A 15413-nucleotide genomic window follows, 5' to 3' on the forward strand; every position below is an offset into this window, starting at 1 on the left:
AGGTGAAACTAACCACAAATATATTACTTTTGTTTGACTTATAGAAATACATGAAGCTATGAAAGTAAAAAAAATTAGTGTAGCCAACGTGGAAGTCAGTTCACTTCCTAAATTGCTGGATGAAGAAAAGATTGGATTCCAGCCTATTAATCAAGTGAATTGGACTGAATATCCTTATTGTCCGAAAGTAGAATTTCGGGTAGCTCATACAGAGAGTGCCATTTTGCTGCATTTTAAAGTAACAGAGGCCAGCGTGCGTGCCCGCTATGGCGAAGATAACGGTTCGGTGTGGACTGATTCCTGTGTGGAGTTCTTTTCCATTCCTGCCGGCGACGGAATCTACTATAATATTGAATGTAATTGTATTGGGACTGTTTTGATAGGGGCCGGTCCTCAGCGTAACAACCGTGAGCATGCGCCGGTAGATGTAACGGCTCAGGTGCAGCGTTGGTCAAGTCTTGGTCGTGTGCCTTTTGAAGAACAGGTAGGAGAAGTAACCTGGGAGGTTGCTTTGGTCATTCCTTATACTGCATTTTTTAAGCATCAGTTAACCTCATTGGATGGTAGAACAATAAAGGCGAACTTCTACAAATGTGGTGACGAACTTCAAACTCCGCATTTCCTTTCCTGGAATCCTATCGAGATAGAGAAACCAGATTTTCATCGTCCCGATTTCTTCGGTACATTGGAAATGGAATAAACAAGAGTGTTTATCTTCTTCCACCTGTTTTGAACGAAACGGCTACTTCCCTTAAAGTTCATAACAGGTGGAATTTTTTTGTTCTGCATTTATTTATTCTTCTGAAATTGCTAATGGTATCTATATAGCATATAATCTAAAACATAAAAATAGTATATTATTATGTCTATAAATGCATACATTTAATGTGCTGTTTATTAATGTGATGTGGATATTGATATGCTTTTGCTGTATTCATAACATCCGGATGTTTTTGCTAAAAACACCCGGGTGTTGTATCTGAAAACATCCGGGTGTTCTTATGGGAAACATCCGGATGTTCTAATATTCCGATCCTTGAGTTCTTTTCATATTAAAGTTACTGTTTGTATGTATACAAGTGTACTGTTAGTGGTAGGAAATATAGTATAGGTTGGATCTCTATTATATAGGGAGAAACATTTTGGATTTGTATTGAGAAATATAATCGAATAGTACTAAAATAGAATTGATAAGAAGATGCATCCGACTATGTAAGCATCTTCTTTTTTTCTGCTTAGAAGAGCCGGACGGTTGTGATTATCCCTCTTTCTTTTAGCTCTGTTAATATTTTAGCCTCTTTACTACTGCGGGCTCTGGATCTGTGAGCAAGACTATAAACCCGCCAGGGAGTAGTATTAAATGTAGTTGCGATGTTAATATACTCCTTTCTGTTGCTCGAAAATAAAAAACTACCAAACCATGTTACCATAACTTCTGCCTGTTTTGCTTTTTCTGTTAATAATGTTGTTTTCAGATTATAGCTCTGTTACTTTGTAGGTAACAGAAAAAAGGTAAATTAGGAGCTCTAAAGTGTTTTGAGCAGCTGTTTTTATAAATGATTTATCGTTTGCATGGAAGTAAATGCAATAGTAATGTAGTCCATATTTATTCGGATAAATATGGTGATGTTATTCTTTTACATTAGGGGGTTGATTTTTCAGTAGTTTGGGTGAAATGTTCCTCTATTCTTAATTTTTGATTTATATTCCATTGTTTTGATAAAAAAATAGGATGATTATTTTGTTCATAGGAAAAATATTTTAATCTTTGCACCAATATATATCTTCTGTTACCTACAAAGTAATAAGGTCAGTAGTTCATGGATTGAGGTGTATTACTGACGAGATAATTTTCCTGTTTGCCGCATCTATTCTTTCAATATTAAAAGGTTTTAAATAAGTCTCAGTAACCGTAATTGATGAATGCCCCATTGCTTCTGAAATAATTCCGGGATGGATTTCATTATAATAAGCCAGAGTAGCCCATGTGTGCCTTGCGGTATATGAACTTAGAGGGGTCTTTAATTGAAGTGCTTTTGTCAGAAGGGAAAGCTGCTGATTGAATATGCGTAGCGTCCATTGATATTCATGGTAAGCCTCTGCTGTACCTTCTCTATGGGTCAGAAATGGAAACAGGTAAGGGGAATGTGGATTTGTATCCATATATTTCTCCAGAATGGTTAGTGCTTCCTGAGGTACTTCTACGATTAGTTGTTTACCCGTCTTACGGCGGCGGTAGGTGATAATATTGCCATTCAAGTCTTTTTTGTGTAAGTTCACCAAATCTACAAAGGGTAAACCGCGCAACATAAACATAAGAATGAATAAACCATGCGTACGGGAAAGGCTGTGTGGTATTTCATCCGTATCCCAACTATGAAGTATCCGAGACATATCTTTGATATTCAATGCTTTTTTTCTGTCTGCCCGTGTTCCTGTATAAACCTGCTTGAACAAGCGTGGAATGTAGGGAGCCAGATGTTTATCGACAGCACGGTTGTAGGTGGCACGCAATGCACGTAAGTATGTAGACACTGTATTCCAACTCCTTTGTTTTTGCCTTAAATATGCCTCAAAGCCTTTCAATAATTCCGGTGTTATTTTTCTGAAAGGTATTGTGCTGCTATGGCAAAATGTGATAAAACTATTTAAGCTGTTTTTGTATATATGCGCGGTCCCGTGATTATTGTTATTCTCAAAGTTACAGATTACAGAGCGCATGAAAAATACGAAATCATTTTGTTTCATTCTTTTTGATTATTAGTTTATAAATGATCAGTAAAATATCTCTTCTGTTCTTCTTTTAATTTTTGCTGTATATATTTACATATTACATAGATAAAAGAGTGTAGAGAACAAATTCAGATGGAAGTTATTCTTATTTTTCAGACTCCTTAGCTAACGAAGAGGGCTTGTTAACTTTTATTTGATATAATATATCTGTATCAGAGAGGAGAGTTGAGGAATTTTGATGGAGGATCCTATGGTGGTAAGTTTATATGGATGGTTGGTGAATAAAAGAAGAAGGTTCTGTCTACCCTTTTAAGGGCAAGCAGAACCTTCTTCTTTTAAGTATATTTTTCGAAATTTACTTTACAATACCTCGTTCCGATCCCTTCACAAAGCTTACGATGTTTTCGATTTCTTCGCTCATCGGTACCTGGTCTATGATTTTCTGTACAGCATCAGTCAGACTGAAATTACCTTGATAAATCAAACGGTAGGCATTGGCAATGTGGCGTAAGATTCTCTCCGAAGCATTGTGGTGTTGAGTCAGTACAACTGCATTCACCCCATGATAAGTAGTTGGGTTGCCCGACATAATAATATATGGAGGAACATCTTTTGAGATGCGGCATCCGCTCTGGATCAATGTCCAGCTACCCACATGACAATACTGATGGAGGATAACATTGCCGCTTAGGATCACACAATCGTCAAGTGTACATTCACCGGCTATTGTTGTTGCAATTCCTGCTACGCAATGGTTGCCTATCTGAACATCGTGACAGATGTGAACCTTATCCATAAGGAAGTTCTCATTTCCAATTTTTGTAGCATTGCCTGCAAAGGTGGCACGGCTGATCACTACATTTTCACGGATATGATTGTTGTCACCAATAATCAGATTGGTTTCTTCTCCCGTGTAGTGGAAGTCCTGAGGTTCTGCACCAAGCACTGCATGGTGGTGTATCTTATTACCTTTACCCATACGTGTACCTTTCAGAACACTGGCATAGGCCATGATTACACAGTCGTCCCCGATTTCGACATCCTTTTCGATATAGGCAAAAGGTTCGATAGTGACATTCTTTCCAATTTTTGCCTCGGGGTCTACATAAGCTAACGGACTAATCATGATATTTTACAATTTTACGATTTACGATTTACAATTTAATACCTCTCAATCTTCTCTTCCACCACCCAATGCACGGTAAAGGCTTACTACCGCCTGCATGCTATCGAAGCTGTCGGATACCTGTGACAGGCGTGCGCTAAGCAGTGACTGCTCTGCTGACAGTACTTCGAGGTAGGTAGACGTGCCTAATTTAAACAATTCTTTTGTATATTCGGCACCTTTCTCTGCAGATTCTACCTGAAATTTACGTGCAGAGGTCTTTTCGGCTGTTGTCTGATACAAAGAGAGGGCATTACTAACTTCGCTTCCGGCATTCAAAAGAGACTGTTGAAAGGCAAGTTTCGCTTCTTCCTGTTGTGCTTTGGCTATTTTCAAACGGGCAATATTACTACCACGATAGAATAGAGGCTGTGTCAGCGAACCAAGAGCTGAAGCAAGAAGTTTACCCGGATTGACAATCATGCTACCTGCACTGTTAGTCCAACCGGCAGAACCGCTGATTGTGATTTGTGGATAGAATGCAGCACGGGCTGAATTGGTATTATAGTAAGTATTGGCCAATGCCATTTCAGCAGCTTTCACGTCGGGACGGTTGGACAATAACTGGAGAGGTATTCCTACTGAAAACTCAGAAGGCAGTTGCTGTTCTTCAAGCGTACTGCGTTTGATGGTTTGCGGAGCTTGTCTGAGCAACATGCAGAGTGCATTTTCTGTCTCACGAATGCTCTGACGAATAGCGGGAAGGGATGCCAATACTTGTGCATAAGCTGTTTCGCTTTGTGACACAGCAGCAGCATTGGTCATTGCTGCATCTTTCATGGCACGCATCGTTTCTACATTGCGCTTCATGATGTCGGCTGTTTGTTCGGAGATATCCATCTGACGGTCGAGCATTAGCAATGTATAGTACGTATTGGCGATACCGGCTATAATTTGTGTCTGTACAGCCTGACGATAAGCTTTGGTTTGTAATAGGGTAGCCTGTGCACCGCGTTTGGCATTCAGCAATTTTCCAAACAAGTCTATTTCCCAACTGGCTGTTACCGGCAGCGAATACGTCTTGGTGGCAGCACTTTTATCAAAGCTGCTGATTGTTCCCTGTGGTGACAGTGCCAGTGAAGGAGCATAAGCCAGACGTGAAGTCATTAGTGCATTTTTTGCTTCTTCTACTTTCAGGATGGCTGTCTGAAGGTCGGTATTATTGGCTAACCCTTGCTCGATAAGTGTTTGCAACTGAGGGTCAGTAAACACTTCTCTCCAAGGCAGATTGCCGAAGTTGGCAGTATCTGAGGCCAGTGTATCACCGGTAGCTACCGTGTCGCGATACAAACCGGCAGTCAGTATGTCTTCGGGTCTGTCATATGATTTATAGATGTGGCAGCTGCTCAGAAGAGCAGTTGTACACAACATATATATAATTTGTTTCTTCATTCTAATCTTATTTAGTAGTTGGAATTTAGTAGTTAGTAGTTGGAATTTAGTAGTTAGAAGAATCTCACTCTTCTAACTTCTAGCTACTAACTTCTAACTTCTAATCTTATTTAGCATATTGTTCAATTTCTGTTTCAGCATCTGAATTGTCGATATCTTCCCATTCCATTGGTTTGATTTTCTCCTGTAAGTACTGGAAGATTACGAACAATGCAGGTACCACAAATATCTGGCAAATCATACCAATCAACATACCACCTACGGCAGAAGCACCTAATGCACGGTTACCATTGGCACCCACACCAAAAGCGAACATCATAGGAAGCAAACCTACTACCATAGCCAATGAGGTCATCAGGATAGGACGAAGACGCGCACCGGCACCTAATACGGCAGCCCAGGTAATACTCATACCCATTTTACGACGGTCGAGGGCAAACTCTACAATCAAAATGGCGTTCTTTGCCAACAGACCGATCAACATAATCAAGGCAATCTGCATATAGATATTGTTGGTCGCCGCTCCAAGTATCGGGACAATGTTGTTGGCAAGTCCCATCAGATGTACGAAGATGAAACTACCGGCCAGACCGAATGGTACAGAAAGCAATACTGACAATGGCAGGATATAACTTTCATACTGGGCACTCAACAGCAAGTAAACGAATACGAAGCAAAGGATAAAGATCATTGCCGTTGTACTGCCGCTTGAACTCTGCTCTTCACGGGTCATACCGGAGAACTCATAACCGAATCCGGTAGGCAGGGTCTGTTCTGCTACTTCCTGCATAGCTTGAATAGCCTGACCGCTACTATAACCATCAGCCGGGTTACCGTTGATCTTCATAGACGTAAACATGTTGAAACGGGTGATATTATCCGGTCCGTATACTTTCTTGATAGTCATGAACTGGGTGATAGGAGCCATTTCGTTTCCGTTACGCACTTTGATTGATTTCAAAGACTCCAGATTGGTACGGCTGTTAGGATCGGCCTGGATCATTACACGGTACAACTTACCAAAACGGTTGAAGTTGGATGAGTATAAACCACCATAATATCCTTGTAGGGTCGTTAGGATCGCATTCGGAGTCAAACCTGCTTTTTTACAAGCTGCCGCGTCAATATCAATCATGTATTGCGGGAAGTTCGGGTTGAATGAAGTTTGTGCCGAAGCAATTTCAGGGCGCTCTGTCAACTTGGTTATAAAGTCTTGTGCCACTTCATAGAATTTGTCCAGACTACCACCGGTCTTGTCCTGCAAGTTCAACTCAAAACCGTTGGATACACTATATCCGGGGATCATAGGAGGTGCAAACAGCAAAACGCGTGCATCTTTTATTACCTTACGGGCTTTGAGGTAAAGCATACCAGAGACAAAGTCGGAACGCTGCTCAATGGTACGGTCATCCCAGTTTTTCAACTTACAGATAAATGAACCATATCCTGGTCCTTGACCTGCCATGAAGCTGTATCCGGAAATCATCGTACGGCTTTCGATAGCGGGTTCGGAAGCAAGCAGACTGTCTATTTGCATCAATACCTGTTCGGTACGGTCTTGTGATGTACCGGGAGGAAGATCGACAACTGCCATAATGGTACCGGTATCTTCATTTGGAACCAGTCCGGTAGGAGTGATCTTCATAAAGAAGAGCAACAAGGCGATGCCGGCTACTACGGATCCTATCGTCAGCCAGGGCTTATGGATGAAGTTCAGCGTACCCTTCTTGTACTTCTTTAATATCCCGTCGTAATAAACATTGAATGCAGTATGGAAACGGCTGACGAAAGTAGACTTCTTTCTTTCTTCCGGATCATGAGGCTTCAACAAGATAGCACATAATGCCGGAGTCAGTGTTAATGCGTTTACAGCAGAAAGTCCGATTGCAATTGCCATGGTAAGACCGAACTGGCGATAGAATACACCGGAGGTTCCCGACATAAAACTAACAGGGATAAACACGGACATCATTACCAACGTAATAGAAACAATGGCACCACCCAATTCACTCATGGCGTCAATGGAAGCAAGACGGGCCGATTTGTAACCCTGGTCCAGCTTGGCATGGACGCCCTCGACGACGACGATGGCGTCGTCGACCACTATGGCAATGGCAAGCACCATGGCACAAAGGGTCAGCAAGTTGATACTGAAACCGATGATATAAAGTACGAAGAATGTACCGATCAGGGCTACAGGGATAGCAATGGCCGGAATCAATGTAGAGCGTAAGTCTTGTAAGAAAATGTACACTACAATGAACACCAGAATAAAGGCTTCAATCAGTGTTTTGATTACTTCATGGATAGAAGCGAATAAGAAGTCATTGGCATTCTGCGAAATACTTACTTTTACGCCCGGAGGCATTGTTTTTTCTGCATTTTTCAACAAGGTTTCGCAATCCTTGATAATTTGTGTCGCATTGGAACCCGCTGTCTGGAAGATAATGGCAGTTACACTCGGATGACCATTTGTTTTATTGGCAAACCCGTAAGTCAGACGTCCCAATTCGACGTTGGCTACATCCTTGAGGCGTAATACTTCACCATCGGCAGTGGCGCGAATGACGATGTTCTCAAATTCTTCCTGGCTTTGCAGACGGCCTTTATACTTCAATGTATATTGGAAAGTCTGGTTGCCACGTTCGCCCAGTGAACCCGGAGCAGCTTCGATATTTTGTTCTGCCAGGGCGGTAGAGATGTCAGTCGGCATTAAGTGATATTGAGCCATTATTTCTGGTTTCAGCCAGATACGCATGGAGTAATCAGATCCCATTACCATGGCGTCACCTACACCCGGTACACGTTGTACTTCCGGGATAACGTTGATTTTGGCATAGTTTTCAAGAAATTCATTGTCGTACTTGTCGTCAGAACTGTAGAGAGAGAAGACAAGCAACATACTGGTTTGCCGTTTAGAGGTGATAACACCTACCTTGGTAACCTCTGCAGGGAGGAAACCCTGAGCTTTGGCAACACGGTTCTGCACGTTAACGGCAGCCATATCCGGGTCGGTTCCCTGTTTAAAGTAAACTTCAATGGAGGCATCTCCGGTGTTGGTTGCCGTAGAAGTCATGTACATCATGTTCTCCACACCATTGATCTGCTCCTCAAGTGGAGCAATCACACTGTTCAATACAGTCTGTGCATTGGCTCCCTGATAAGTTGTACTGACGCGTACAGTAGGAGGTGCGATGTCCGGATATTGGGAGATAGGCAGTGATATAAGGCCTAAGATACCCAAAATTACTATCAGGATGGAGATGACCGTTGATAGTACCGGACGGTTAATAAATCTATCTAATTTCATATTTTAATCTTCTGATTTTACATGTTTACTTATTTCTTCTGCTCTAATGATGCTTTGAAATGTTCGGCAGACTCTTGTGGAGTAAGCGGCTTGATAGTTGCGCCGTCTTTTAGTGTACTTACGTTCTCCAGTACGATTTTATCGCCCGCATTCAGTCCTGAAGTTACAATGTAGTTTTGTCCGTCATCAAGATTGAGTACTTTGATTTCTGTATTCTTAACCGTGTTGTCGTCTTGCAGTACATACACAAATTTCTTATCCTGAATTTCATAAGTTGCCTTTTGCGGAACTACAAGCGCGTTGGGTGAACTATAAGGGATAAGGATACTACCTGTTCCTCCGGTTCTCAGCAAGTGGCCTTTGTTGGGGAAAGTAGCACGAATGCTTACCGCACCGGTATTCTGGTCAATAACACCACTGACCGTTTCTATTTTTCCACTGTCACCATACAGGGTACCGTCTGCCAAAGTCAATTGAACGGGTGGGAAGTTGTTCAATGCTTCCTGTTGAGAGCCATCTTTGCGGATTAAGTTGAGCAATTCTTTTTCTGTAAGTGAGAAGTAGACGTACATTTCAGAAATATCCGAAACAGTGGTTAATGGAGTTGCGCTGGAACCGCTAACCAAACTTCCTACACGGAAGGGGATAGAGCCTGCTACACCATTGGACGGGCTGGTGACACGGGTATATGCCAGGTTTTGATTGGCACTGATTAACTGTGCTTCGGCAGAAGCCAGTTGTGCTTTGGCAGAAGCCAATGTGTTTTCGGCCATTTCCAGGTCATAATCACTGATGATATTCTTCTTGTTTAATTCCCGTTTATTCTTAACTGTGATTTCCTGGGTCGCTACGTTTGCTTTTGCAGTTTGTACTGCTGCCTTGGCAGCACGTGCGGCTGATTCGTATTGTACCGGGTCGATGATGAACAACACTTGTCCTTTTTTTACCATTGAACCTTCGTCGATACAAAGTTGAGTGATGAAACCAGACACCTGCGGCCGGATTTCAACATCTTGTTTTCCTTTAATAGTAGCCGGATAAGAACTCGTCAGATTAACTGTTGTCGGTTGCAATGCCTGCACTGCACATTCCGGGGTTCCTCCCAAGTCAAAACCCTTTTTGCCACAACTCGACAAGAGGGCCAAACAAAATGCAAATAATACAATTCTACTTTTCATACTTCTATATTCAGTGTTTATTGATAAATTTTCTACAAATAGTGTGCTCATAAGTATTATTAGGGATAGAAGGAGAAAACTGAGACTCTTCTCTTTAGTTTTTCGCTGCAAAAGTACTTTAAATTCTTATATAAATGTTCGATAACCGGTTCTTTTTTAACTATGTTTTTCTCTTATTAATATAGGTGTTGTCTGAATGGTACATTCATTGGTAAATTATAACATTTAAAGACCTGTGGGGATTGTATTACTTTGATTCTTTGTTAATAAAACAATAAAGTTATGTGCCAATATGTCAATGCGCCAATTGGCTATACTGTATTGCTGAAAGACATTGCCAAATTAACACATTGGCAAATTGTTCATTATTGATCGAATATGAATAAATTTACGATTAGACGATTGACGATGTACGATTGAAGTTGCTTTTTTAAAAGCCTGTTTCAGCCCTATTAGAGACAGAGTAAGCCCAATCGTACATCGTCAATCGTCTAATCGTAAATTTATTCATTCCTGTACGGTTTCGAACTTAATGGCGTTTGTCATTGCCATCAGTCTCTTTCTCCGGTATTGATAAAGCTCTATCCCGTAGAGTAACGTAGGAAGCCTCGGTGGGTAACATTGTTTTAGATGTACATGTAAAGCAGCATGAGATGCACATGTCGTGCTGTCCCACATGCACATGTCGTACTGCTTTACATGTACATCTAAAACAAGACTACTCACCGGGGAAAGGAGTGTTCCTTCCTGAGAAAGACAAAGTACAATACCGAACAAAGGGATCGATATCGTCTATGGATACTTCCGCTACCGAAAAGATTGGGCCATAAGCTTCGTCACTGTACAGTTTTAAGTGTATTTAACCGCAGAGGATACAGAGGGTACAGAGTTTAAAAGAAACCAGGATAAACGCAGATTAAAAGACTGTAGATCTTTATCATACATTCGTTTCCCTTTGTGAAAATCTGCATTTATCTGCGTTTCAATGAATCATCGCTTGTCGTTCCTCCCCGTGCGGGAAGCACTATTACTTGAACATTTTCCTTTAAATAAGTGTAAAGTATAGTATTTATTCTCTGAGAACCTTTATTTTTGCATCATGTTAAGAAAAGAATATAATATGAAGAGGCTTATTCGCAAGGTATTGGCTGTGGTTACGGTGATAGCCGCTCTCTATTCGTGTGCCAGTATAGGAAGGCCCGATGGAGGACCACTTGATGAGACTCCTCCCCGTTTTATTGGCAGCACGCCTGCTGCGGGGGCACTTAATAATACAAAAACGAAAGTATCACTTTCCTTTGACGAATTCATTAAGCTTGAGAAAGCCAATGAAAAGGTGGTGATCTCTCCTCCTCAGGTGCAGCAACCGGAGATAAAAGCATCAGGAAAGAAGATAAGTGTCAACCTGCTTGATTCTTTGAAGCCTAACACAACTTATACAATTGATTTCTCGGATGCTATTGTTGATAACAATGAAGGAAATCCGTTAGGTAATTTTGCCTTTACTTTCTCTACCGGAAGTGCGATTGATACGATGGAAGTATCCGGAACATTGCTCGAAGCCTCCAACCTGGAGCCTGTTAAAGGAATGCTGGTGGGTATGCACTCCAATCTGTCTGATACTGCATTTACGAAACTGCCTTTTGACAGAGTAGCCCGTACGGATAGCCGTGGACATTTTACGATTCGTGGCGTTGCCCCGGGGAAATATCGTATTTTTGGTTTGATGGATGCCGACCAGAACTTTGCTTTCAGCCAGAAGAGTGAAGCACTTGCTTTTAATGATTCGCTGGTTATTCCCCGCTGGGAAGAACGTATACGTCAGGATACTACCTGGGTGGATTCTCTTACCATCGACACGGTCGTAGAAAGGAAATACACTTATTATTTGCCGGACAATGTGATTCTGCGTTCTTTTAAGGAAGATTTGTTTTCACAATATCTTGTGAAAAACGAACGGTTGACTCCTGAGAAGTTTACGCTCTACTTTGCAGCAAGAGCAGATACGCTGCCTGTGTTGAAAGGATTGAATTTTGATGAGAGGGATGCCTTTATTATAGAGAAGAATCTGACTAATGATACCATTCATTATTGGGTGAAAGATTCGTTACTTTATAAACAGGACACTTTATCTTTAAGTCTGAATTATTTGTATACAGATACACTTAACCAGTTAGTACCCCGTACGGATACTCTTAACCTGGTGGCGAAGACTGTGAAAAAGGCTGTGGACGAACCTAAGAAAAAGAAGAAAAAGAAAGGTGAAGAAGAGGAGCCGGAGCCAACCAAGTTCCTGCATGTATCTACGTATATCCCGTCTACAATGGATGTATATGATTATATCTCACTCTCTTTTGACGAGCCGATAGCTTCCTTTGATAGCGCAGCTATTCATTTGAAACAGAAGGTAGATACCTTATGGGAAGATATCCCCTTTACCTTTGAGCAAGATTCGTTGCAATTGCGTAAGTATAACTTGTATTATGAATGGGAGCCAACGCGGGAATATGAGTTCTCTGTAGATTCTACAGCTTTTCATGGTATCTACGGTTTGTTTACAGATAAGATAAAACAGAATATAAAAGTTCGTTCGCTGGAAGAATACGGAGCCATTTATTTTAATGTTTCAGGATGTGACTCTATTGCATTTGTAGAATTGCTTGATACGCAGGATAAAGTAGTGCGAAAAGTTCCGGTTATCAATGGACAGGCCGACTTCTATTTCTTGAACCCGGGTAAGTATTGTGCCCGTTTGATAAATGATACGAATGGGAATGGCGTGTGGGATAGCGGTGAATACGAGACAAAGCGTCAGCCGGAAATGGTGTATTACTATCCTCAGATACTCGAACCTAAAGCCAATTGGGAGGTTGAACAGACCTGGGATGTAAAGGCTCTTCCATTAGACAAACAGAGGCCGGATGAACTTAAAAAGCAAAAACCAGATGAAGACAAGAAAAAGAAAGATAGAAATAACAATCGCCGCAATTAGTAAACGGATAAATTTAGCATGGCTTGTGCTGTTGGTAGGGCTGTGTTGCTCTATGCCTGCTAAGGCCCAGTGTGAAGCACCCAATGAAGCATTTAAATCTGGCGAGCATGTGATGTACGATTTATTCTTTAACTGGAAATTTGTATGGATCAAGGCAGGGATAGCCAGTCTTACAACGAATGCGACCACTTATCATTCCAAACCTGCCTACCGGTTTAATCTTTTATCCATAAGCAGTAAGAAGGTCGATTTCTTTTTTAAAATGCGTGATACGCTGACGTGCATTGTCGGCGAGAAGCTCGAACCCCGTTATTTCCGGAAGGGTGCTGAAGAAGGTAAGCGCTATACAGTGGATGAGGCTTGGTTCTCTTACAAAGACGGCTTATGCTTTGTCAATCAGAAGCGGACTTACCGGGATGGTGAGGTAGTGGAGACGGAATATAGTGACAGCCGTTGTGTTTTTGATATGCTTAGTATTCTGGCACAGGCTCGTTCCTACGATCCAAAAGATTATAAAGTGGGGCAAAAGATCAACTTCCCGATGGCTACAGGACGTAGGGTAGAGGAGCAAACGCTGATCTATCGTGGGATGAAGAATATCACAGCAGAAAATGATACTACGTATCGCTGCCTTGTCTTTTCGTTTGTAGAATACACAGACAAAGGCAAGGAGAAGGAGGTCATTACTTTTTATATTACGGATGATAAGAATCATCTCCCTGTCCGTTTAGATATGTTTTTGAATATCGGATCGGCCAAAGCTTTTCTGAAGAGTGTTTCCGGGAATCGCTATCCGTTGACTTCAATTATTTCAAAGTAAAAGGTACTTGTTGATCTTTGCGGAATACACTTGATTCAAAGGTGGCAATTAGTTCATTCTGCTGATTGGTAATATCTATCTGATAGTATCCGGTGCTTCGTCCGATGTAGCGTTCGCGGGCTTCGGCGTAGAGTGTGTCACCTTCACCACTGGCGCGTAAGAATGTGATATTGGAGGACAGAGAGAAAGCAAGTTGCCCATGTGAATTGGCAGCAGCTGCCAAGGCGAGGTCGGCAAGTGTGAAGATGGCCCCTCCTTGCGTACGGTTGCCTGCATTGAGATGTTCTTTTTTTATTTCCAGTCTGGCTTTACTGTATCCTTCGCGTACTTCCATTAGTACAATACCTGCTTTTTCGGCAAATAGGTCATTTTTGAAAAACTCCTGTGGTGTCATAATAACTAATTATTCAATGTGTCAATATGCCAATTGCCTGCGCAATAACACCGTATGGGAATTGGCATATCGGCATATTTTAGTATATTGGCACATTATTTTCTGCAAATGTACCAAAAATGTCTCTTAATTGGATGATTTAGGTCGGTCAAATCTGTAAGATTGCCTTATTTTTGCCACCATGAAATTAATTACTTTACTAATAAATCCATGTATTATGAGAACTATTTTGAGTGCATTGGGGATTTCCCTTCTGGTCTTGACGAGTTGCAACAGCCAAAAGCCGGTTGAAAAGGACTTTATTCAGGATAACATTGACAATGCGGTAGCACAGAACACAATCCAGACCGATATCATCGAAAAGTCGGGTAAGATCTTAAATCCCCGTACAATTGATGAAAAGGGAAATATTGTCTATATCCCTATTGACGACTGGTGTTCGGGGTTTTATCCCGGAAGTATGTGGCTTACTTATGAGCTGACCGGAGACAAGAAATGGTTGCCCCTTGCAGAGAAATATACAGAAGCCCTTGATTCAATAAAGCATTTGAAATGGCATCATGATGTAGGCTTTATGATTGGTTGCAGCTATCTGAATGGTTATCGTCTGGCTGATAAGAAAGCGTATAAAGATGTGATTGTTGAGGCAGCCCGGTCATTGTCTACCCGCTTCCGTCCGAATGCCGGTGTAATTCAATCATGGGATGCTGACAGAGGTTGGCAAGGAACGCGTGGCTGGAAATGCCCGGTTATCATTGACAATATGATGAATCTGGAACTGTTGTTTGAGGCAACTGCGCTTTCGGGTGATTCTACTTTCTATAATATAGCAGTGAAACATGCCGATACTACCATGGCTCATCATTTCCGTCCAGATAATAGTTGTTATCATGTGGTTGATTATGATCCGGAGACAGGTGAAGTGCGTAAAAGACAAACTGCACAAGGATATGCTGACGAATCGGCATGGGCTCGTGGACAGGCATGGGCGCTTTATGGGTATACTACTTGTTATCGTTATACACATGATAAAAAGTATCTTGATCAGGCGCAAAAGGTGTATAATTTTATCTTTACCAATAAGAATATGCCGGAAGATCTTGTACCGTACTGGGACTTTGATGCTCCTAATATTCCGAATGAACCACGCGATGCTTCTGCTGCTTCCTGTACGGCCTCAGCGTTGTATGAGCTGGAAACTTATCTCCCGGGGAATAACTATAAGGCAACAGCCGATAAGATCATGGAAAGTCTTGGCTCACCGGCTTATCGTGCAGCAGTGGGCACAAACGGTAATTTTATCCTGATGCACTCTGTAGGCAGTATTCCTCACGGTGCCGAGATTGATGTTCCGTTGAATTATGCCGACTACTACTTCCTCGAAGCGTTGATACGTAAAAGAGAAATGGAAGGGAGGAATTAATAAGTA

General features: G+C 41.7%; 10 protein-coding genes. 4 read left to right on the forward strand and 6 right to left on the reverse strand.

What is annotated here, in order from left to right; translation table 11 throughout:
• Positions 1-58: 58 nt before the first annotated feature.
• Positions 59-700: a carbohydrate-binding family 9-like protein gene (locus tag ACESQI_RS00655; protein WP_002558649.1), complete on the forward strand. Its 642-nt coding sequence runs from the start codon at positions 59-61 to the stop codon at positions 698-700.
• 1118 nt (positions 701-1818) lie between these two features.
• On the opposite strand, the gene ACESQI_RS00660 is transcribed toward ACESQI_RS00655, so the two are convergent.
• The 5 genes from ACESQI_RS00660 to ACESQI_RS00680 form a co-directional block, all read right to left on the reverse strand.
• Entirely contained in the window at positions 1819-2748 is a 930-nt protein-coding gene (locus ACESQI_RS00660; protein ID WP_002558664.1) for a site-specific integrase, read from the reverse strand.
• 340 nt (positions 2749-3088) lie between these two features.
• Positions 3089-3859 (reverse strand): acyl-ACP--UDP-N-acetylglucosamine O-acyltransferase, encoded by a 771-nt coding sequence (gene lpxA / locus ACESQI_RS00665; RefSeq protein WP_002558663.1) that lies wholly within the window; start codon positions 3857-3859, stop codon positions 3089-3091.
• Between the two features lie 45 nt (positions 3860-3904).
• Complete coding sequence (locus tag ACESQI_RS00670) at positions 3905-5290, reverse strand: TolC family protein (RefSeq protein ID WP_195349783.1); 1386 nt, start codon at positions 5288-5290, stop codon at positions 3905-3907.
• A gap of 106 nt (positions 5291-5396) precedes the next feature.
• On the reverse strand, positions 5397-8600 hold the full coding sequence (locus ACESQI_RS00675; protein WP_002558661.1) for an efflux RND transporter permease subunit: 3204 nt from the start codon (positions 8598-8600) through the stop codon (positions 5397-5399).
• 29 nt (positions 8601-8629) lie between these two features.
• Positions 8630-9778: an efflux RND transporter periplasmic adaptor subunit gene (locus ACESQI_RS00680; RefSeq protein ID WP_044094817.1), complete on the reverse strand. Its 1149-nt coding sequence runs from the start codon at positions 9776-9778 to the stop codon at positions 8630-8632.
• 1120 nt (positions 9779-10898) lie between these two features.
• On the opposite strand from ACESQI_RS00680, the gene ACESQI_RS00685 reads away from it, so the two are divergent.
• Both ACESQI_RS00685 and ACESQI_RS00690 read left to right on the forward strand, forming a co-directional pair.
• On the forward strand, positions 10899-12770 hold the full coding sequence (locus tag ACESQI_RS00685; protein ID WP_373125342.1) for an Ig-like domain-containing protein: 1872 nt from the start codon (positions 10899-10901) through the stop codon (positions 12768-12770).
• Positions 12724-13590 carry a DUF3108 domain-containing protein gene (locus tag ACESQI_RS00690; protein WP_373125343.1) on the forward strand — a complete coding sequence of 289 codons (867 nt, stop codon included), beginning with the start codon at positions 12724-12726 and terminating at the stop codon, positions 13588-13590. Before ACESQI_RS00685 ends, ACESQI_RS00690 begins: the two co-directional genes overlap by 47 nt.
• Here ACESQI_RS00690 and ACESQI_RS00695 read toward each other — a convergent pair.
• Positions 13577-13984, reverse strand: coding sequence for a PaaI family thioesterase (locus ACESQI_RS00695; protein WP_002558657.1), 408 nt, complete (start codon positions 13982-13984; stop codon positions 13577-13579). The two genes, ACESQI_RS00690 and ACESQI_RS00695, sit on opposite strands and share 14 nt — an antisense overlap.
• Positions 13985-14201: 217 nt before the next feature.
• Here ACESQI_RS00695 and ACESQI_RS00700 point away from each other — a divergent pair, with 217 nt between their 5' ends.
• On the forward strand, positions 14202-15407 hold the full coding sequence (locus tag ACESQI_RS00700; RefSeq protein WP_373125344.1) for a glycoside hydrolase family 88 protein: 1206 nt from the start codon (positions 14202-14204) through the stop codon (positions 15405-15407).
• The last annotated feature ends 6 nt before the right edge of the window (positions 15408-15413 follow it).

The organism is Bacteroides sp. HPS0048, from assembly GCF_964240755.1.
In the GTDB taxonomy this organism is placed as follows: Bacteria; Bacteroidota; Bacteroidia; order Bacteroidales; family Bacteroidaceae; genus Bacteroides; species Bacteroides nordii.